General features: G+C 66.8%; 18 protein-coding genes. 7 read left to right on the forward strand and 11 right to left on the reverse strand.

What is annotated here, in order from left to right:
- Positions 1-26 precede the first annotated feature (26 nt).
- The 3 genes from ACM0O9_RS02930 to purB all read right to left on the reverse strand — a co-directional run bounded on the left by ACM0O9_RS02930 (position 27) and on the right by purB (position 4,462).
- A complete protein-coding gene (locus tag ACM0O9_RS02930) occupies positions 27-923 on the reverse strand; it encodes a GNAT family N-acetyltransferase (protein WP_414603773.1) in 897 nt (298 codons plus the stop codon).
- Positions 924-934: 11 nt separating this feature from the next.
- Entirely contained in the window at positions 935-2,350 is a 1,416-nt protein-coding gene (locus tag ACM0O9_RS02935) for a ribosomal protein uL16 3-hydroxylase (RefSeq protein WP_414603774.1), read from the reverse strand.
- Positions 2,351-3,094: 744 nt separating this feature from the next.
- Entirely contained in the window at positions 3,095-4,462 is a 1,368-nt protein-coding gene (gene purB, locus ACM0O9_RS02940; protein ID WP_065178598.1) for an adenylosuccinate lyase, read from the reverse strand.
- A 293-nt stretch (positions 4,463-4,755) separates the two neighbouring features.
- Here purB and ACM0O9_RS02945 point away from each other — a divergent pair, with 293 nt between their 5' ends.
- Positions 4,756-6,183, forward strand: a complete 1,428-nt coding sequence (locus tag ACM0O9_RS02945; RefSeq protein WP_065197229.1) for a class II fumarate hydratase — start codon at positions 4,756-4,758, stop codon at positions 6,181-6,183.
- 108 nt (positions 6,184-6,291) lie between these two features.
- Here the strand turns inward: ACM0O9_RS02945 and ACM0O9_RS02950 are convergent, their stop codons facing one another.
- From ACM0O9_RS02950 to ACM0O9_RS02980, 7 genes are all read right to left on the reverse strand, one after another.
- Entirely contained in the window at positions 6,292-6,717 is a 426-nt protein-coding gene (locus tag ACM0O9_RS02950) for a hypothetical protein (RefSeq protein WP_005417496.1), read from the reverse strand.
- 107 nt (positions 6,718-6,824) lie between these two features.
- Positions 6,825-7,430, reverse strand: coding sequence for a YggN family protein (locus ACM0O9_RS02955; RefSeq protein ID WP_329915764.1), 606 nt, complete (start codon positions 7,428-7,430; stop codon positions 6,825-6,827).
- Between the two features lie 29 nt (positions 7,431-7,459).
- Positions 7,460-8,347, reverse strand: a complete 888-nt coding sequence (locus ACM0O9_RS02960; protein WP_005417488.1) for a GIN domain-containing protein — start codon at positions 8,345-8,347, stop codon at positions 7,460-7,462.
- Positions 8,348-8,372: 25 nt separating this feature from the next.
- Positions 8,373-9,401, reverse strand: a complete 1,029-nt coding sequence (locus ACM0O9_RS02965) for an ABC-2 transporter permease (protein ID WP_065178601.1) — start codon at positions 9,399-9,401, stop codon at positions 8,373-8,375.
- Complete coding sequence (locus ACM0O9_RS02970) at positions 9,398-10,273, reverse strand: ABC transporter ATP-binding protein (protein WP_005417484.1); 876 nt, start codon at positions 10,271-10,273, stop codon at positions 9,398-9,400. The genes ACM0O9_RS02965 and ACM0O9_RS02970 overlap by 4 nt, the downstream gene beginning before the upstream one ends.
- Positions 10,273-10,632 carry a GntR family transcriptional regulator gene (locus ACM0O9_RS02975; RefSeq protein ID WP_005417481.1) on the reverse strand — a complete coding sequence of 120 codons (360 nt, stop codon included), beginning with the start codon at positions 10,630-10,632 and terminating at the stop codon, positions 10,273-10,275. The genes ACM0O9_RS02970 and ACM0O9_RS02975 overlap by 1 nt, the downstream gene beginning before the upstream one ends.
- A gap of 2 nt (positions 10,633-10,634) precedes the next feature.
- Entirely contained in the window at positions 10,635-10,871 is a 237-nt protein-coding gene (locus ACM0O9_RS02980) for a hypothetical protein (RefSeq protein WP_032954303.1), read from the reverse strand.
- 365 nt (positions 10,872-11,236) lie between these two features.
- Here ACM0O9_RS02980 and ACM0O9_RS02985 point away from each other — a divergent pair, with 365 nt between their 5' ends.
- The 6 genes from ACM0O9_RS02985 (at position 11,237) to ACM0O9_RS03010 (ending at position 17,318) form a co-directional block, all read left to right on the forward strand.
- The gene (locus ACM0O9_RS02985; RefSeq protein ID WP_164229487.1) at positions 11,237-11,824 is read left to right on the forward strand and encodes a glutathione peroxidase; all 588 of its coding nucleotides are present in this window, start codon (positions 11,237-11,239) and stop codon (positions 11,822-11,824) included.
- A 96-nt stretch (positions 11,825-11,920) separates the two neighbouring features.
- On the forward strand, positions 11,921-12,898 hold the full coding sequence (locus ACM0O9_RS02990; RefSeq protein ID WP_014037761.1) for an FKBP-type peptidyl-prolyl cis-trans isomerase: 978 nt from the start codon (positions 11,921-11,923) through the stop codon (positions 12,896-12,898).
- A gap of 23 nt (positions 12,899-12,921) precedes the next feature.
- A complete protein-coding gene (locus tag ACM0O9_RS02995) occupies positions 12,922-14,271 on the forward strand; it encodes a UDP-glucose dehydrogenase family protein (protein ID WP_065178603.1) in 1,350 nt (449 codons plus the stop codon).
- Complete coding sequence (locus ACM0O9_RS03000) at positions 14,264-14,506, forward strand: SlyX family protein (RefSeq protein WP_005410256.1); 243 nt, start codon at positions 14,264-14,266, stop codon at positions 14,504-14,506. Before ACM0O9_RS02995 ends, ACM0O9_RS03000 begins: the two co-directional genes overlap by 8 nt.
- Positions 14,507-14,516: 10 nt before the next feature.
- On the forward strand, positions 14,517-15,197 hold the full coding sequence (locus ACM0O9_RS03005; RefSeq protein ID WP_005417446.1) for a DUF2058 domain-containing protein: 681 nt from the start codon (positions 14,517-14,519) through the stop codon (positions 15,195-15,197).
- A gap of 48 nt (positions 15,198-15,245) precedes the next feature.
- Positions 15,246-17,318, forward strand: coding sequence for an acyltransferase family protein (locus ACM0O9_RS03010; RefSeq protein WP_414603775.1), 2,073 nt, complete (start codon positions 15,246-15,248; stop codon positions 17,316-17,318).
- Positions 17,319-17,330: 12 nt separating this feature from the next.
- Here ACM0O9_RS03010 and ACM0O9_RS03015 read toward each other — a convergent pair whose 3' ends face one another.
- Complete coding sequence (locus ACM0O9_RS03015; RefSeq protein ID WP_065178605.1) at positions 17,331-18,515, reverse strand: MFS transporter; 1,185 nt, start codon at positions 18,513-18,515, stop codon at positions 17,331-17,333.
- Between the last annotated feature and the right edge of the window lie 77 nt (positions 18,516-18,592).

The following is an 18,592-nucleotide window of genomic DNA, read 5'->3' on the forward strand; positions in this document are numbered from 1 at the left end:
AGACAGGTTGGGTCAGCGGCGCCGGCTCAGATGCCGAGCGCGCGCAGTTCGCTGCAATCGCGCGAACGGTCCCAGACGCGCTGCAATTGCTGCCCGAACGGCTGCGAACGTGCCGGCAGCGCGATACCGGCCTCGCCGTCGAGGCGATGGCCGATCAGACGAAAGTAGAAGTCGCCCGCATCGTTGAGCAGGCAGGAAGAGGCCAGCGCGCGGTCGACCGGGTCGCTGACCTCGCGGAACTGGATCACGCTTGGCAAGCGCTGGGCCAGCGCCAGCAGCGGTGCCCCGGCAGAGGCGATCGCAGCGGCATCGTGCACGATCACCCGCAGCTGCTTGTCGTGGCTGGCGGTGACGAAGCGGCGCAGGGCGGCCTGCACCGGCGCCGCGTCGAGCAGTCCCGGGTCCAGCTGGCGGCTGTGCAGCCACAGCTGGCGGCGGGCGCGGTGGACGATGGCCGTGGTGATGGCCACCGCCTCGGCGCGGCGGTCGATCGCGCTGGTCGTGCCCAGCCGGCGGCGCATCTGCTGGTGGCCGATGCCGGCCTCCTCGAACGCCTCGCCTTCCGGCAGGAAGCCCTGGCGGGCATAGAAATCGCGGGCGGGCAGTTGGGCGTGCAGGTGCAGCTCGGCCAGGCCGAGCCTGCGCCCGGCCTCCACCAGTGCCTCCAGCAGGGCCTCACCGACCCCGTGGCTGCGATGGCTGGCCAGCACGGCCATACGGCCGATGCGGCCGTCCGGGGCCAGCCGGCCGGTGCCGACCGGCTGGTTGTCACTGTCCAGTGCCAGCACATGGACGCTGACCGGGTCCAGCGCATCGCGTTCCAGTTCCGCGGCGATGCCCTGTTCCTGCACGAACACGCGTTGGCGCACGTCGTGGATGGCAACGTGGGCGTCGGCGTGGCTGACCTGCTGGACCCGGATCATGGCGGCAGGGCTCAGGCGCGACCGTCGTCGCTGTCGTCTTCGTCGTGATCCTCGAAGTTGACGATGACTTCGATGCCGTCGTCGAGCACGGTCACGGTGTGGACATCGTCGGACACCGCGTCGGCGTCGATCGCGTCGACACGGTCACGGCCTTCGACCACTTCGCCGAGCACCACGGCGTCTTCGCCGTCATCCTCCTCTTCAGCGTCATACACCTCGTTCGGATCGATCAGCTGGAACACGCCACCGACCAACAGCTGCTGGACCACCGCGCGGCCCTTGTCGGACAGGCCGCGATAGGCGGCGGCGTCGAGCTGCTCGGCACCGGCCAGGCGCTGGGCGTCCTTCACCGGCAGCGCGAAGTCCTGGCCGCTGACGTACAGGCTGGCGCCGCGCTTGGCCCGGCGCCAGGCCAGGCGTGCCCACGGGTGGCGCTGCAGCAGCAGGCCGGAGGCCAGCGCCTGGACCACTTCCTCCGGTGCCGGTGCGGCCTGGTGGGCCATCACTTCGCCGGCGGCGCGGTAGGTGGTGATGAAGCGACCGAACCAGTCACCCAGCTTGTCCGGGTCGTTCATGCGGATGGCGTTGAGCGCGGTGATCACCCGCGCCATCGCCACCGTGTCGATTTCGTTCGGGTCGGCCGGCACCTTGAGGTCGGCATCCTGGTAACGGATGTTCTCGTCGGCATCGGCGATCAGGGTGTCGAGGTAGTCGCTGATCAGCTCGGCCGAGGACGGCGCGCGCATGCCGAAGGAGAACGTCAGGCAGGGATCCTCGGCGACGCCGTGGTGCGGCACGTTCGGCGGCAGGTACAACATGTCGCCCGGCGCCAGCACCCAGTCGTGGGTCGGCTTGAACACCTTCAGCAGCTTCAGTTCCACGTCCGGGCGGAAGCCCAGCGGTGGCTGCTTGCCCTTGATCGATTCGCTGGCGTCGATCTGCCAGCGGCGGTGGCCGTGGGCCTGCAGCAGGAACACGTCGTACTGGTCGACATGGGCGCCGACCGAGCCGCCGGTGGCGGCGAAGCTGATCATCACGTCATCCATGCGCCAACGCGGCAGGAAGCTGAAGTGTTCGATCAGGGCGCGCACGTCCGGGTCCCACTTGTCCACGTCCTGCACCAGCAGGGTCCAGTCGTGGTCGGGCAGGGCGGGGAACACGTCTTCCTGGAACGGGCCGGTGCGCACGCGCCAGCCGTCCCGGGTCTTGTCGTGCTCGATCAGGCGCGCCAGCACGCCTTCCTCGCAGGCCAGCCCGGCCAGGTCTTCCGGCTGCACCGGGGTCTGGAAGTTGGGGAAGGCGTTGCGGATCAGCAGCGGGCGTTTCTGCCAGAAGTCGCGCAGGAAGGTGGCCGGCGCCATGCCCAGCGGCTGGCCGGGGCGGGCGGTGACTTCGATCAGGGGGGCAGGGGACTTGCGGGCGGCCATGGGGGAATCCTTGCAGCGGAAAGCGGGAGGGGCGGCGTGGCGGGCCGCCAAGGTCTCCATTGTCCGACGTTCGTGGGGATTGCGCACGTGTGGTGGTTTGTCGCGGGGTGTCTGGCCAACGGCTGAGCCCCTCGTGGCGGGGTCTGGGTTGGTCGCTGAAAGCAAAAGCCGGGTTTGGCCGGGCGGGTGGGCTGCGCGGGGGACGCTGCAAGTACGTCCCTGTAAGCTTGGCCGCCGCATCCATGCGGCGGACTGATCTGGCCCCCCGCGCAGCCCACCCGCCCGGCCCCTGACAATTTCCTGCGCGGCCCGCCACGGAATGAAAGAAGAAAATCAAAGGCAAAAGCGGGTCGCGCGCTGCGCTTGCTCATGTAGAGCAGAGCCAACGCTCGGCTTGCTGTTGCCCGTGCCCAAAAGCAGCCGAGCACGGGCTCGGCTCTACAAAAGACCCTCAAACAAAGAGGGACGCGGCGAAGCCGCGTCCCTCTTTCAAATTCCGTCCCGACAACCCAAAGCTCTTCGATCCGTCACCGGGAAACTGTCAGAGGTGGGGCGGGTTGGGTTCGCGGGGGTGTCCGCGGCATGGATGCCGCGGCCAAGCCCCCAGGGACGGGTTCACGGCGTCCCCCGCGAACCCAACCCGCCCCGCCAAGCGAGGCAGTAACCCAGAGCCGCCTTTGACGTTGCAGTTGCAGTTAAGCCTGCCGCAGGCAGCGCCCGCGGCCGCCGCCGCAAGCAAACCCCTTAGATCTTCTTTGCCAGCGCCTCGGCCAGACCGGTGTAGCTGCCCGGGGTCATCTCGAGCAGACGCTGCTTCGCATCCGTCGGCAGCTCCAGCCCCTGCACGAACGCGCGCATCGACTCGGCCGTGATGCCCTGGCCGCGGGTCAGCGCCTTCAGCTGCTCGTACGGGTTCGGCAGGCCATGGCGGCGCATCACCGTCTGCACGGCCTCGGCCAGCACTTCCCAGGCCGCGTCCAGATCCGCATCCAGGCGCTGCGGGTTCACTTCCAGCTTGCCCAGGCCCTTGGCCAGCGAATCCAGCGCCACTTGGCTGTGGCCGAACGCGGTGCCAAGTGCGCGCAGCACGGTGGAATCGGTCAGGTCACGCTGCCAGCGGCTGATCGGCAGCTTCGCGCTGAAGTGCTCGAACAGGGCGTTGGCGATGCCGAAATTGCCTTCCGCATTCTCGAAGTCGATCGGATTGACCTTGTGCGGCATCGTCGACGAGCCGACTTCGCCTTCCTTCAGGCGCTGCTTGAAGTAGCCCAGCGAGATGTAGCCCCAGATGTCGCGGGCCAGGTCGATCAGGATGATGTTGGCGCGGCGCGCGGCATCGCCGATCTCGGCCACGTTGTCGTGCGGCTCGATCTGCGTGGTGTACGGGTTGAATACCAGGCCCAGGCCGGTCACGAAGCGCTCGGCGAAGGCAGGCCAGTCCACGTCCGGGTAGCTGGCGATGTGGGCGTTGTAGTTGCCGACCGCACCGTTGATCTTGCCGGTCAGTTCGACCGCGGCAATCTGCCTGCGCTGGCGCTCCAGGCGGGCGACCACGTTGGCCAGTTCCTTGCCCAAGGTGGTCGGCGAGGCGGTCTGGCCGTGGGTGCGCGACAGCATCGGCTGGCCGGCCTGGGCGTGGGCCAGGCTGCGCAGGGTGCTGGCGATGCCGTCCAGGGTCGGCAGCAGCACTTCACGGCGGGCCTGTTCCAGCATCAGGCCGTAGCTGAGATTGTTGATGTCTTCGCTGGTGCAGGCGAAATGCACGAATTCCAGCGCCGGAGCCAGCTCGGCGTCGTCCTTCAGCTGTTCCTTGATGAAGTACTCCACCGCCTTGACGTCATGGTTGGTGGTGCGCTCGATCTCCTTCACGCGTGCAGCCTGGGCCGGGCTGAAGCTGGCGGCCAGGGCGCGCAGGCGGGCGACGGCGGCGTCGGAGAACGGGGCCAGTTCGACGATGCCCGGCTCGGCGGCCAGCGCCAGCAGCCATTCCACCTCGACCGTGATGCGGGCCTTGATCAGGCCGTACTCGGAGAAGATCGGGCGCAGGGCGTCGACCTTGCCGGCATAGCGGCCATCGAGCGGGGACAGGGCGAGCAGGGCGGAATCGGACATGTCGGCAGGGCTGGGGCGAGCGGCGGGGGCCATATTCTACGACGTGCCGGTCAGGTAGTGCCGGCCGCTGGCCGGCAACCACGCCCGGCCTACGCTTCCATGGATTGCCGGCCAGCGGCCGGCACTACCCCTGCGCGTGCACAACGGCCCTGCGGATGAAACGATCTGGCCCGCGCTCGTCATCCCACGCTGCGGGCAAGGGAGTATCGTTGGCGCAGCCGCCAGCCCGGGAAGCGACACCCTGCCAGCCGCCGCTTCCCTTTCCCCAACTGAAGTAGTGCGGAGTTGATGCAATGAGCAAAGCTGCAAGCAAGGGTTTCAGAATCGAACACGACAGCATGGGCGAGCTGCAGGTGCCTGCCGACGCCCTGTGGGGCGCGCAGACCCAGCGTGCCGTGCAGAACTTCCCGGTGTCGGGCCAGCGCATGCCGCGCGGTTTCATCCGTGCCCTGGGCCTGGTCAAGGGCGCCGCCGCGGGCGTCAACGCGGAGCTGGGCCATTTGCCGAAGAACGTGGCCAAGGCCATCCAGACCGCTGCCGCCGAAGTGGCCGCCGGCAACTGGGATGCGCAGTTCCCGATCGATGTCTACCAGACCGGTTCGGGCACGTCGTCGAACATGAATGCCAATGAGGTCATCGCCACGCTGGCCAACCGTGCCGGCAAGGCGGGCAAGACCGCCGTGCACCCCAATGACCACGTCAACCAGGGGCAGAGCTCCAACGACGTGATTCCGACCGCGCTGCGCGTGTCGGCGGTGTTGGCGACGCATGAGCAGCTGCTGCCGGCGCTGGTGCACCTGCGCAAGACCCTTGACAAGAAGGGCCGCAGCCTGCGCAAGGTGGTCAAGACCGGCCGTACGCACCTGATGGACGCGATGCCACTGACCTTCGAGCAGGAGTTCGGCGCATGGTCGGCACAGCTGGCCTCGGCGCAGGAGCGGATCGAAGACAGCCTCAGGCGCGTGCGCCGCCTGCCGCTGGGTGGCACCGCCATCGGCACCGGCATCAATGCCGACCCGCGCTTCGGCGGGCAGGTGGCCAAGGCACTGAAGCAACAGACCGGTTTCAAGTTCGACAGCGCCGAGAACAAGTTCGAGGGCCTGGCCGCGCAGGATGATGCCGTGGAACTGTCGGGCCAGCTCAATGCACTGGCCGTGGCGCTGATCAAGATCGCCAATGATCTTCGCTGGATGAATGCCGGTCCGCTGGCCGGGCTGGGCGAGATCGAACTGCCGGCGCTGCAGCCGGGCAGCTCGATCATGCCGGGCAAGGTCAATCCGGTGATTCCGGAAGCGACCGTGATGGCCTGCGCGCAGGTGATCGGCCACCACACGGCAATCACCGTGGCCGGGCAGACCGGCAACTTCCAGCTCAACGTCACCCTGCCGCTGATTGCGGTGAACCTGCTCGATGGCATCGGCCTGCTGGCCAATGTGTCGCGGCTGCTGGCCGACAGCGCGATCGCCGGGCTGAAGGTGCGCGAGGACCGTGTGGCCGAAGCGCTGGCGCGCAATCCGATCCTGGTAACGGCATTGAATCCGATCATCGGCTACGAGAAGGCCGCGGCCATCGCCAAGCGTGCCTACAAGGAACAACGCCCGGTGCTGGACGTGGCACTGGAAGACAGCGGGCTGGAGGAGGCCGAATTGCGGCGCCTGCTGGATCCGACCGCACTGACCGCAGGTGGCATCCAGGCTGGCGGTGGTGGCGCCGGCGGTTGATCTGCTGGTTGTAGAGCCGAGCCCATGCTCGGCTCAGGTTCCGGGCAGCAGCCGAGCATGGGCTCGGCTCTACAAAAGGAAACGCCGCCCTGGGGCGGCGTTTCTGCTTCAGCGACGGTCGGCGACGATGTTGCCGAACGTGTCGGTGTAATCCTTGAACTCGGGTATGCGCTGGATCAGGTCCGCCGGAATCACTTCCATGCCCTCTGGCGGCTGGATCTTCACCGGTTGCATGTTGGGATCGGCCGGGGCGGCGACCAGGGTGTTCTGGCGCAGCACCTGCAGCCTGCCGAACATCGTCTGCAGCATCTGCTTCTGCCCTTCGTCCAGCGGGATCTGGATCTCGTCCACCTTCATCGTGCCATCGCCGAGGATGATGATGTTCGGTGCCGGCGGGCGACGCACGGTCACCATGCCTTCGCTGACGGAAATCTTGGGCTTGCCGCGCTCGGCGCGGTGGTTGCGGTAATCCTTGTCACAGCCGACCAGGCCCAGGCAGAGCAGGGCGGCCAGCAGCAGGAACAACTTCTTCATGGCATTCGGTTCGGGGGGAGTCCGGGGCCGACATTGTAAGCCGGCCGGCGCACGACGGCCGGCAGCGGGGCGCCGCTGCCGGCCGGGTGCGCTGATCTGTCACAGGCCTAGCGCTGGACCACGGTGTCCTTGCCGCAGTCGTCGACGTCACTCTGGTCCATTGTGGCGTAGGGCTTGAACGCGGGCAGCGATGCGGCCAGCGCCTGCTGGCTGGCCAGCATCGCCGGCATGCGGTTGCAGATGCGCTTGGCCTGGGCTTCGATCTTCTCCGCCTCGGCATTGATCCGCTTCTCGATGCCCTCGCTGTCGCCGCTGAAGATGCCCTTCAGGGCCTCTCCGGCAGCACTGGCGCCGAGCTTGGCACCGGCCAGGCCGACATCCATGCCGTCCATTGCAATGGCGACCACGTGGCCGCGGTACTCCTGCAGTTGGCGGCGCTGGGTTTCGTTGGCGGCCACTTCCTTGCCGGCGATCAGCAGGCGGCCATCCGGGGTGATCTCGGCACGCGGCTGCTTGTCGGCCGAGATCTTGATGTTGCCCTGGGTGATGTCCTTGCGGGCATCACCCAGGGCCTCCTTGACAGTCTGGCCGACGCCGCTGGTCGCGTCGGCCACGCTTTTGCCGACGGTGGTATCAGGCGTGGAGGACGTGCCGCCGCAGGCGATCAGCGGCAGGCACAGCAGGGCGGCAGGCAGCACGCGCAGCAGATTCATGGCAGTTTCCTCGATCGATCCGTTAGCGGTTACTTTTTACGGGGCAGGGTGACGGTGCCACTGACGTTGCGGTGGCCGACATCGCCGCTGCCGCTGTGGTCGACGGTCAGGCTGCCGCGCACGCCATCGACCTGGATGTCCCCCGAGCCGTGGCTGCGCACATGCACATTGCCGCCGATGTCGGACAGATCAACATCGCCCGAGCCGACCACACCGACCTCGACGTTGCCTTGCACGCGCTTGAACCCGATGTCGCCGGAACCGACCGTGTCCAGTCGTGCGTTGCCGCGGACATCGCTGATCTTCAGATCACCCGAACCGACAGTGCCGGTGACCGCATCGCCACCGATGTTGCGCACCTTGACGTCGCCGGAACCCAGCGAGAGCAGGTTCAGCGAACTGCCGCCGTCAATGTCTAGGTCGCCCGAACCCACCGCTGCATGGATGCTGCCGCGGGTGCCACGCACGATGGCATCACCGGAGCCGACATCCACGCTCAGCGACTGCGCGTTGTCCACGCTGGCATCGCCGGAGCCGACCTTGAACTGCAGCGGCAGGTTGTCCGGCACGCTGCCACGGATGTCCAGCCAGGCATAGCTGCTGCCCAGGCTGATGCCGCTGTCGCGGCCTTCGCGGCGCAGACTCACCACCAGCTTGTCGCCCACCTTGCGCTGGTCCAGCACCAGCTGGTCCAGCCATTCCTGGCTGGACGCACAGGCACGGCCAGCCAACTGGCCGCCGCCGGGGCTGGCGACCACCTTCAGGTCATGCTGGTTGACCTCGAACACCACCGCTTTGGCACCGGCCACGTCCAGCTTCAGCGCGCGGGCAGCGGTGAACTTGCAGTTCGGAGCATCGGCGGCCAGCGCCGACAGCGGCAACAGCAACAACGCAGAACAGGCGAGCAGGGAACGCATGGGTGGTGCCTCCGGGTGGATGGAATCAGATCTCGCCGGCGCGCTTGCGCAGACGGATGGCAAGGACGATGAACACGGCGCCGACGGCAGCACCGATCCACAGTTCCGGCATCGCCAGTGACTTCAGCTGCGAGGCCGGCGACATCAGGCTGACCACCGATTCGAGGTCGCGACGCGTGCCTTCCTCGGCGCTGAGGCGATACACCAGGTCCGTGCCCGGTACGCCGCCCAGCAGCAGTCGGCCAACGATGTTCTGCCAGAACCAGCCCGTGGTCAGGCCGATCAGCGGCATCACCTTGGTGGTGCTGACGATGACGCCTGCGAACAGCGGCAGCATCACCGCCCACAGGAACGGCTTGCTGCGGGCCCAGGCCGAGCACAGCAGCAGCCAGCCGGCGGTGGGCAGGGCCCACAGGGCGTAGACCGGGATCCAGGCCAGGTGGCCGGCTGCCAGGGTCAGCGGGCTGGCCGGGCCCCAGATCAGGGTCATTGGGCTGCCGCCGTGCATCAGCGCGACGATGCTGATCACCAGCATGAAGCCGAACATGGTGATGATGCCGGCGATCACCGCGATCAGCGGGGCCACGATCAGTGCGCTGATCACCTTGGACAGCACGGTCTGGGTATCCGACAGCGGCAGTGACTTCCAGAACAGGATGCTGCGGTCGCGGCGGTCGTCGTACAGGGCACCCAGGCAGTAGAAAAACACCACGAAGGCCAGTACCAGGAACGGCCAGGCCGAGCTGAGCACCAGGGTCAGGTCGAGGCCGTTGCCGAGGTCAGCCAGGTCCTTGGCACTGATGTCGCGGGTCAGCAGGGCCAGGTCCAGGCCGTTGATGTTCACGTCTTCGCCGTCGATGTGCAGGCCACCATCACGCGCGGCCCGGTGCAGGGCGAACAGGCCGAAGGCGATGCCGATGGTGCTCATCACCAGCGAGATCAGGCCGGCGATCAACGGTGCATACAGGAAACCGCCACGGTTCTCCCAGTACTCGCGCTTGAGCAGCCAGCGCAGGGTGCCCATCGGGCTGACGGGGTGGTTGACGGCATTCATGCGTAGGTCCCCTTCATGATGGCGACGAACAGATCGGCCAGGCCCGGGCTGCGGGTCTCGCCAAGGGTGGAGAGCTGGGTGCGCGGCACGCCATCGAACAGCATCACGGTCTTTCCGAACGCCAGGCTGCGCTCGTCGATCGGCTTCAGCGCACGCGCGGTCTCCAGCTGGTCGGCGTTGACCAGCAGCTCGGTGTAGCGCTGGCCGACGTCGTCCATGTCCGCGTCGAGCACGATGCGGCCATCACGGATGAACATGACGTCGCTGAGGATGTGCTCGATCTCTTCCACCTGATGGGTGGTGACGATGATGGTCTTCTGTTCGTCGAAGTAGTCCTCCAGCAGGCGCTGGTAGAACTCCTTGCGATAGAGGATGTCCAGGCCGAGAGTGGGCTCGTCCAGCACCAGGATGCGGGCGTCGATGGCCATCACCAGCGCCAGGTGCAGCTGCACGATCATGCCCTTGGACAGTTCGCGCACGCGCTGCTTCGGTTGCAGCTTGGTATTGGCCAGGAAGCGCTCGCAGCGGGCCCGGTCGAAGCGCGGGTGCACGCCGGCGACGAAGTCGATCGCCTCGCGCACCTTCAGCCAGCGCGGCAGCACGGCGACGTCGGCGATGAAGCAGATGTCATTCATCAGCTCGTCGCGATGCAGTCGCGGATCGCGGCCGAGCACGCTCAGGTCGCCTTCCACCGAGGTGAGGCCGAGGATGGCCTTCAGTGCGGTGGTCTTGCCGGCGCCGTTGGGGCCGATCAGGCCGACGATGCGCCCGCTCGGAATGCTGAAGCTGGCGTTGTCGAGGGCTACCGTGGTCCTGTAGGCCTTGCGCAGGCCTCGCGCGGTGATGACGGGTTCGCTTGCAGTGCTGTTCATCAGACGTTCCCCTGGGGCAGCAATTCGTCGAGGCTCAGGCCCAGGCGCTGAATGCGCTCCAGCACCGCGGGCCATTCTTCGTTGAGGAAGCGCTCGCGCTCGCTGCTGCGCAGCTGCGTGGCCGCCTGCTCGGTCATGAACATGCCCAGGCCGCGGCGCTTCTCGACCAGGCCTTCATCGGCCAGTTCCTGGTAGGCGCGCGAAACGGTGATGGGGTTGAGTTGATAGTCGGCGGCCACCTGGCGCACCGAAGGCAGGGCATCGCCCGGCTTCAGGATTCCGTCGAGCATCATGGCGATCACGCGCTCCTTCAATTGACGGTAGATGGGAGCGCCGTCGCTCCACTGGATGTCGCTCATATTCAGCTCCGTGGGGTCAGCGGCTGGGCGAACGAGAAATACGGCATGGACAGGGAGCTGTGCAGCCGACGCGGGGGAGGGGGGGAGGAATCGGCGTTCCCGGCCGGTGCAGCGGTTGCGTCCTGCGCACTGTCGGGAGAGGCGGGGGTGGTGGGCGTGGCCAGCCAGGCCAGCACGATCAGGGTCGAAACAGCAGCGGCCGCGGGTGCGGTGAGGTTGCGACGGATGCGGGCGTTCATGGCTTCCCCCTGTCTCAGGTGACTGGTGTTGTATGCAACTATAACACCGGCACGCCTGGGTGCAACCCCCTGCCGTCCCCAACTGATGGCAGGGGTGGTCAAATTGCTGAAATATCCTCTTATCCATTTGATTGGAAAGGGAAATAAATTTAATGTGCGGGCTGGTCCAGTTCCGCCTGCCATTCAGTGTTGTCCATGCTATGTCATCACTGCGCCGTCGTTGGCAAGGCCAGCGGGAAGACGCCACGCCGCGCAAAGCCGCTGGCGCTTGCCGCAACAGGGGGGGCGGGGGGCGGTGCTATAGTTCGGCCGATTCCCGGCCGCTACCGGCCGGCCCTGTGAATGGCTACCGCGGACCGCTCTCGATGCCCCTGCCGACCGTTATCCCGCGCCGCCTGCGCGGCCTGACCCTGCTGACCCTGCTGGTGGCCGGCCTGGCCGGTTCCTCCCATGTGCTGGCTGCCGATCTGCTGGACCTGGAGTACCGCCCACTGGCCAGCAAGCAGCAGGTCAACCTGCAGCAGCGCTACCACGGGCAGGTACTGCTGGTGGTCAATACCGCAAGCAAGTGCGGCTATACCCCTCAGTACGAAGGCCTGGAGGCGCTGCAGAAGCGTTATGCCGGCCGCGGCTTTGCCGTGCTCGGTTTCCCGTCCAACGATTTCAAGGGCCAGGAGCCCGGTGACGAAAAGCAGATCCAGGATTTCTGCACGCTCACCTACGGCGTCAGGTTCCCGATGTTCGAGAAGGTGCATGTCGTCGGTGCACAGGCCACGCCGCTGTACCAGAGGCTGACCGCGGCCACCGGCGTGGCGCCGGGCTGGAACTTCCACAAGTACCTGGTCGGCCGCGATGGCAAGGTCATTGCCCAGTTCGCCAGCAAGGTAACGCCGGACGATCCGCAGCTGACCGCCGCCATCGACAAGGCGCTGGCCGCAGCCGCCACGCATTGATATCCGGCACGGATGCCTCGACATCGACGGCATGCGTGCGACAATGTTTCTTTTCGCGCCGACGTCGGCGCCCAGACACTTCCAGGAATGCAGCGAATGAAGATGGGAATGCGCGGCGCCGCGGCGTCGGTTCTGATTCTGGCGATGGGCACTTCGGGTGTCGCTCTGTCGCAACAACCGGCTGCCCCCGCAGCCGCCAAGGAGACCGCAACCTTGAATTCCCCCAAGCAGAAGCTCGGCTACGCCATCGGCCTTGATGTCGCCAAGTCGTTCACCCCGATCGCCGATGAGATCGATGTGGCCGCGCTGCGCACTGCCGTGGAGCGTTCGTTCGAAGGCCTGCAGCCGCAGATCACCCAGGAACAGGCCAAGGCCACCGATGCCGCGTTGCGCCAGGTCGTGATGGCCCGCAGTGGCCAGCAGGTGCCGGGCATGGCGCCGGGTTCGCAGCCGCCGAAGGTCGATCGCGTCAAAGTGTCGCAGATGATCGGTTCGTACTCGGTCGGCCCGTCGCTGGCACAGCTGAAGGACGACATCGATGTCGCCTCGCTGTTTGACGCGATCAGCACAGGCCTGAGCAAGGGCCAGCCGAAGATGACGGAAGCTGACGCGACCGCCACCATCCAGGCCTTCATGGGCAGCAAGCAGGCCGAGATGCAGGCCAAGGCCGCCGCCGCTGCGCAGACCAACCGCGAGGAAGGCAACGCGTTCCTGGCCAAGAACAAGACCCAGCCGGGCGTGGTGACCACCCCGTCTGGCCTGCAGTACCAGATCATCCGCCCGGGTAGCGGCGAGCGCCCGCTGCCGAGCAGCAAGGTGCGTGTGAACTACGAAGGCAAGCTGCTCAACGGCACCGTGTTTGACAGCTCCTATGGTCGCCAGCCGGCCGAGTTCGGCCTGGACCAGGTGATCAAGGGCTGGACCGAAGGCGTCGCGCTGATGCCGGTCGGTTCGAAGTACCGCTTCTGGATCCCGGGTGAGCTGGCTTACGGTGAGAACGGCACCCCGGGTGGCCCGATCGGCCCGAACGCGACTCTGACCTTCGACGTCGAGCTGCTGGGCGTCCTGCCGTAAGCGACCACGGAGCCTGCACGGACATGCGCGTTGCGATTTTCGGTACCGGTTATGTAGGGCTGGTGACCGGTACCTGCCTGGCCGATGTCGGCCACCAGGTGGTCTGCGTCGATATCGACCAGGCCAAGGTCGATGGCCTCAACCAGGGCATCATCCCGATCTATGAGCCGGGCCTGGAGCCGATGGTGAAGGCCAACCACGCCGCGTCGCGGCTGGCGTTCACCACCGATGCCGCGGCCGCGATCGGCCACGGCCAGGTCGTGTTCATCGCCGTCGGCACGCCGCCGGACGAGGATGGCAGTGCCGATCTGCAGTACGTGCTGGCTGTGGCCCGCACCATCGGGCGGCACATGAGCGTGCCGACCGTGGTGGTCAACAAGTCGACGGTGCCGGTGGGCACCGCCGACAAGGTGCGTGCTGCCATTGCCGCAGAGTTGGCGGCACGTGGCGCGGACATCGCCTTCGATGTGGTGTCCAACCCGGAATTCCTGAAGGAAGGCGACGCTGTCGCCGACTGCATGCGCCCGGATCGCATCATCATCGGCGCGACCAGCGCCGAGTCGGTGGCGGTGATGCGGCGCCTGTACGCACCGTTCAACCGCAACCACGACCGCGTGGTGGAAATGGACGTGCGTTCGGCGGAGCTGACCAAGTACGCCGCCAACGCGATGCTGGCGACCAAGATCTCGTTCATGAACGAAATCGCCAACATCGCCGAACGTGTCGGCGCCGATGTCGAGCAGGTCCGCCAGGGCATTGGCTCGGATCCGCGCATCGGCTGGCATTTCATCTACCCGGGCGCCGGTTACGGCGGCTCGTGCTTCCCCAAGGATGTGCAGGCGCTGGCCCGCACCGCGCAGCAGGCCGGCCTGGAGCCGAAGCTGCTGAACGCCGTGGAAGCGGTCAACGACGCGCAGAAGGGCCATCTGTTCGCTCTCATCCAGCGTCATTACGACAAGGGTGAAGACGAAGGTGTGCGTGGCAAGACCTTTGCCGTGTGGGGCCTGGCGTTCAAGCCGAACACCGATGACATGCGCGAAGCCTCCAGCCGTCGCCTGCTGGCGCAGCTGTGGGAAGGCGGCGCGACGGTGCGTGCCTACGATCCGGAAGCGATGCACGAGTCGCAGCGCATCTTCGGCGAGCGCGATGATCTGGTGTTCTGCAGCAGTGCCGACGAGGCGCTGCAGGGGGCCGATGCACTGGTCGTGGTGACCGAGTGGAAGCAGTTCCGCAGCCCCGATTTCCAGAGGCTGCGCGAGCAGTTGAAGGACGCGGTGGTGTTCGACGGCCGCAACCTGTACGAGCCGGCGGATGTGGAAGCGGCGGGCCTGGCGTACTACGGCATTGGCCGGGGGCGCTCGCTGCATGTCTGATCTGCTGCCAACCGAACGCGAGCAGGCGCTGGAAGCGCGCCTAGTCGAACTGGAAATGCGCGTGTCCTTCCAGGAACAGGCGCTGGCCGAACTGAGCGATGCGCTGGCCGATGCCCGCATGCAGGGCATGCGCAACGCCGACGTGCTGCGCGTGCTGCTGGAAGACCTGGGCAAGGTCCGCAACGCGCTGAATTCTTCCGATCCGGCGAGCGAACCGCCGCCGCCGCACTACTGATCCGAATCCTATGAGCGATACCCTCCGCGACCAGCTGATGGGCCTGGGCTTCAAGCCTGCGCCCAAGCCCGAGCGCAAGAATGATGGCCCCCGCCGTGATGGTCGCCCGCAGGGCAAGGGTGGCAACGGCAATGGAAAGCCGCAGGGCGCTGGCAAGGGCGAGCACAAGCCCGGCGAGCGTCGTGGGCATGGCCACGGCGGCCCGGGCAAGCCCGGTCAGTCACGTGGCCCAGGCCAGCAGGGCCCGCGCAAGCCGCGCAGCGCCGAAGAGATGGACCTGGCCAAGGCCTACGCCATCCGCGCGCAGAAGGAAAAGGAAGAGCGCATCGAGACCGAGCGCCTGAAGCAGGAAGAGGCGCGTGTGCGCCGCGAGGCCAAGGCCAAGCTGGAAGAACTGCTGAAGGACAAGAGCCTGAACTCGGAAGCGGCCGATATCGCCCGCCACTTCCCATATGGCGGCAAGATCAAGCGCATCTATGTGACCGCCGAACAGCTGACCGCGCTCAATGCCGGCGAGCTTGGGGTGGTCCAGCTCAATGGCCGCTACCTGCTGGTGACCGCCGAGGTGCTGGCGCAGTCCGAGGCGGTGTTCGCCGCGTCGGTGGCGCTGAAGGTCGATCCGAATGCGCCGGCCGAGGAGGATCCGTACGCGGACCCGCAATACCAGGTGCCGGACGACCTGGTCTGGTAAGCGCGTGACCGCCGCGGGCGCGCTGCCGTCGCGGCCGTGGGGGAAGGGATGACCGCTGATCCAAGCCGCGGCTACGTGCCGCACATTGACGGCCTGCGCGCGATCGCGGTGCTGGCCGTCATCGTGTTCCACCTGGACCCGGCCTGGTTGCCAGGCGGGTTCACTGGCGTGGATGTGTTCTTCGTCATCTCCGGTTTCGTGGTCAGCGCATCAGTACACCGGCTGCCGCCGCTGTCGCTGGGGCAGTCGATGCTGCGCTTCTATGCGCGTCGCATCCGTCGCATCGCACCAGCGCTGCTGGCGTGCATGTTGCTGACCGCTGTGGCGAGCGTGCTGTTCATTCCCGAGTCGTGGCTCAGCGAAGCCAGCGACAAGACGGGGCTGATGGCGTTGTTCGGCTTCAGCAACTGGGTGCTGGCGGCGATCGGCAACGATTACTTCGCGCCCAAGGCCGAATTCAATCCCTATACCCATACCTGGTCGCTGGGTGTGGAAGAGCAGTTCTACCTGCTGTTCCCGTTGCTGTTCCTGGCCTGGGCACTTGGCGCGCGCGGGCGTTGGATCAGCCTGGGCCTGTTCGCACTGGTCAGCATGGCATCGCTGCTGCACGCTGCGGTGCTGGGTCTGCGCGAGGCGCCGCCATCGTGGGCGTTCTACGCCACCAGCACCCGTCTCTGGCAACTGGGGGTGGGCGTGCTGTTGTTCCAGCTGCTGCACGTGCGGCAATCGCTGGACCCGGCAACCAGTCAGGCACTGAAGCGCGCTGCGCCGGTGTTTTCCCTGCTGGCCATGATGGCGCTGGCCCTGCTGGGGTGGGCGCTATGGTCCTCGCGTGCCGGGCGCTCGCCGTGGCCTGACGGCCTGCTGCCGGCCTTCGCCACCGCGGGCCTGCTCTGGGCGCTGCATCACCATCCGCAGGCATGGGTGGCGCGCCTGTTGGCCAGCGCTCCGATGCGCCGCATCGGTCTGCTTTCGTACTCGCTGTATCTGTGGCACTGGCCGGTGTTCGTGCTGATGCGCTGGACCGTGGGCCTGCAGGCACCCTGGCAGATGACCGCTGCGATGGTGCTGGTACTGGTGCTGTCATGGGCGTCGTGGCGCTGGGTGGAACAGCCGTTCCGCGGCACGTTGGCGCAGCGCCTGCGCCCCGGGCGTTGGGTGCTGGCCGGCGCGGTCGTACTGCTGTGCGCCGCCGGTATCCAGGCATTGCTCTATCAGCAGGCGCCACGACTGTCGCTGAGTACCGTCAGCCGGCATCCGGCCGATTGGTACCCCAATGGCAAGAGCGTGGCTGGCGATTATCCCAATTGCGCTCTGCTGGCTGCCAAGCATCGTTTCGAAGGCGGCAGTGCGCGGACCTTTGCCCGTGGAAACTGCGACCGCCCGACGCCGGCCGGCGCGCCGAAGCGGGTGTTTGTTGCCGGTGATTCGCATGCGATGGCTTACATCGAGCTGCTGCAGCGGCTGGCGCTGGAAACCGGCTCGGAGGTCTCCCTCTATGGCCGCGGCGGATGCCCGCAGGTGAGCCTGCAGAAGTGGCGTGGGGCGGGTGCCGGTTGCGCTGATTTCGATGCCGCGGTGTTCGCCGATATCGCGCGGCGCGCGCAGCCGGGCGATGCCGTGGTGCTGGTGTCGCTGCGGATGCCGCGCCTGTCCGATCAGTTCGTGCTGTTCGATGCGCGGGCGCAGCTGGCGGGCGAACTGACAGCGGAGGCCACGGCAGGGCGTGAGGCCGAAGCGGTCGAGGCGATCAAGCAGTGGAAGCCACTGGCCGAGCGCGGTGTGCGCATCGTGCTGGAGGCGCCCAAGCCGGTGCTGCCGGCGCCGCCCTATCGCTGCTCGGACCAATTCAATGCGCGCAACGAAGTCTGCCGCAATGGCCTGGACAGCACGCGCGAGGCGATGGAAGCGCTGCGTGCGCCGATGCTGGGCAGCCTGCAGCAGGTGGTTGATGGACTGCCGGGTGGCGTGCTGTGGGACCCGATGCCGGTGCTGTGCGACGACGCGCTATGTCCCGCGCAGCGCGATGGCCGCCCGCTGTTCTTCGATGGAGATCATCTCAGCGCGCATGGCAACCGCGTGCTGCTGCCATCGCTGCAGCAGGTGTTGCTGCAGCGCTGAATCGGAGCGTTGTCAGTGTGCGCCGTGGGTCCGGCGCGCGCGTATCAGCGGCAGGCTCAGCGCGAAGAAGCAGAGCAGGGCGCCAATCAGGGCGAAGCCGCTGCCGGCCAGGAACGCGGTGCGGCCGTCGTCGATCTTCCACAGTTGGCCGGCAATGAGCGCGCCCAGCACACCGCCGACACCGGACGAAAAGCCGTACAGCAGTCCTTGGCCGTGGCCGTTGAGACGACCGGGGAAGTAGGTCGCCAGCATCTGCATCGCTGCAGCGAAGAACGCGGCAAAGCCCAGCGCGTGCGCGGTCTGCGCCAGAAGCATCACCGGCAGGTTCTCCGGGAACAGTGCGGTCACGGCCCAGCGCAGGCAGGAACTGACCAGCGCGATCAGCAGCATCCAGCTGGCGTCGTAGCGGCGGAAGAAGCGGCCGATGGTGAAGAACACGCCCACTTCGAAGACCACGCCGATGGTCCACAGCAGGCCAAGGGTGGAGGTACGGTAGCCGTGATGGTCCATGTAGACCGAAAAGAACGTGTAGTACGGGCCGAACGACAGCTGTTCCATGAAGGCGGCCAGGAAGAACGCCAGCACCGGCGGTCGGCGCACGATCTGCCAGAAGCCGCTGGTGTCACCCGCAGTCTTGCCGATGCCGCGCGCGTAGTGGTTGCTGAAGGCCGAGGCAACCAGCAGCACGAACAGGGGCAGCATCATCCACGGCAACAATCCGGCGTGGTTGCCGGCGCCATCGCCCTCGATCAGCCAGCCGAACAGGGTGACCACGGCGATGAAACCGAGCGAGCCCCAGACCCGGATCAACCCGTAGCGATGGCTGTCGTTGCCCAGGTGGGTGAGGGTGATCGACTCGAACTGCGGCATCACCGCGTTGTAGAAGAAGCAGAACACGATCATCGCCGGGTACATCCACGGCTGCGGCAGTGGCAGCAGGAAGGCAGCGAAGCTGAGCAGGGTCAGCACGCAGCCGACGCGCAGCAGGCGGATCGGCCGCGGTGATGCGGCCGCCAGCGAGGTCCAGGTACTGGGTGCGATCACGCGGGTGGCGTACCACAGGCCCATCATCACGCTGATCGCGGTCACGCTCATGCCGCGCGCGGTCAGGAACAGGCTCCAGTACGGCGTGAACGCGCCGAGCGCCGCGTAGTAGAACAGGTAGAAACTTGAGAGGCGGGCAACGGGAACGGTCATCGCCGAATGATGAAGCAAAAAAGGGGACGGAGGGGATCAAGTCGTTTGTGCATCAGCGACTTAATCCCCTCCGTCCC

The organism is Stenotrophomonas sp. FR012 (assembly GCF_047520565.2).
Classification (GTDB): domain Bacteria; phylum Pseudomonadota; class Gammaproteobacteria; order Xanthomonadales; family Xanthomonadaceae; genus Stenotrophomonas; species Stenotrophomonas sepilia.

Coding starts and splice junctions, on each gene's coding strand:
- ACM0O9_RS02930 (WP_414603773.1), bottom strand. CDS start 923: ATGATCCGGGTCCAGCAGGTCAGCCACGCCGACGCCCACGTTGCCATC.
- ACM0O9_RS02935 (WP_414603774.1), bottom strand. CDS start 2,350: ATGGCCGCCCGCAAGTCCCCTGCCCCCCTGATCGAAGTCACCGCCCGC.
- purB (WP_065178598.1), bottom strand. CDS start 4,462: ATGTCCGATTCCGCCCTGCTCGCCCTGTCCCCGCTCGATGGCCGCTAT.
- ACM0O9_RS02945 (WP_065197229.1), top strand. CDS start 4,756: ATGAGCAAAGCTGCAAGCAAGGGTTTCAGAATCGAACACGACAGCATG.
- ACM0O9_RS02950 (WP_005417496.1), bottom strand. CDS start 6,717: ATGAAGAAGTTGTTCCTGCTGCTGGCCGCCCTGCTCTGCCTGGGCCTG.
- ACM0O9_RS02955 (WP_329915764.1), bottom strand. CDS start 7,430: ATGAATCTGCTGCGCGTGCTGCCTGCCGCCCTGCTGTGCCTGCCGCTG.
- ACM0O9_RS02960 (WP_005417488.1), bottom strand. CDS start 8,347: ATGCGTTCCCTGCTCGCCTGTTCTGCGTTGTTGCTGTTGCCGCTGTCG.
- ACM0O9_RS02965 (WP_065178601.1), bottom strand. CDS start 9,401: ATGAATGCCGTCAACCACCCCGTCAGCCCGATGGGCACCCTGCGCTGG.
- ACM0O9_RS02970 (WP_005417484.1), bottom strand. CDS start 10,273: ATGAACAGCACTGCAAGCGAACCCGTCATCACCGCGCGAGGCCTGCGC.
- ACM0O9_RS02975 (WP_005417481.1), bottom strand. CDS start 10,632: ATGAGCGACATCCAGTGGAGCGACGGCGCTCCCATCTACCGTCAATTG.
- ACM0O9_RS02980 (WP_032954303.1), bottom strand. CDS start 10,871: ATGAACGCCCGCATCCGTCGCAACCTCACCGCACCCGCGGCCGCTGCT.
- ACM0O9_RS02985 (WP_164229487.1), top strand. CDS start 11,237: ATGCCCCTGCCGACCGTTATCCCGCGCCGCCTGCGCGGCCTGACCCTG.
- ACM0O9_RS02990 (WP_014037761.1), top strand. CDS start 11,921: ATGAAGATGGGAATGCGCGGCGCCGCGGCGTCGGTTCTGATTCTGGCG.
- ACM0O9_RS02995 (WP_065178603.1), top strand. CDS start 12,922: ATGCGCGTTGCGATTTTCGGTACCGGTTATGTAGGGCTGGTGACCGGT.
- ACM0O9_RS03000 (WP_005410256.1), top strand. CDS start 14,264: ATGTCTGATCTGCTGCCAACCGAACGCGAGCAGGCGCTGGAAGCGCGC.
- ACM0O9_RS03005 (WP_005417446.1), top strand. CDS start 14,517: ATGAGCGATACCCTCCGCGACCAGCTGATGGGCCTGGGCTTCAAGCCT.
- ACM0O9_RS03010 (WP_414603775.1), top strand. CDS start 15,246: ATGACCGCTGATCCAAGCCGCGGCTACGTGCCGCACATTGACGGCCTG.
- ACM0O9_RS03015 (WP_065178605.1), bottom strand. CDS start 18,515: ATGACCGTTCCCGTTGCCCGCCTCTCAAGTTTCTACCTGTTCTACTAC.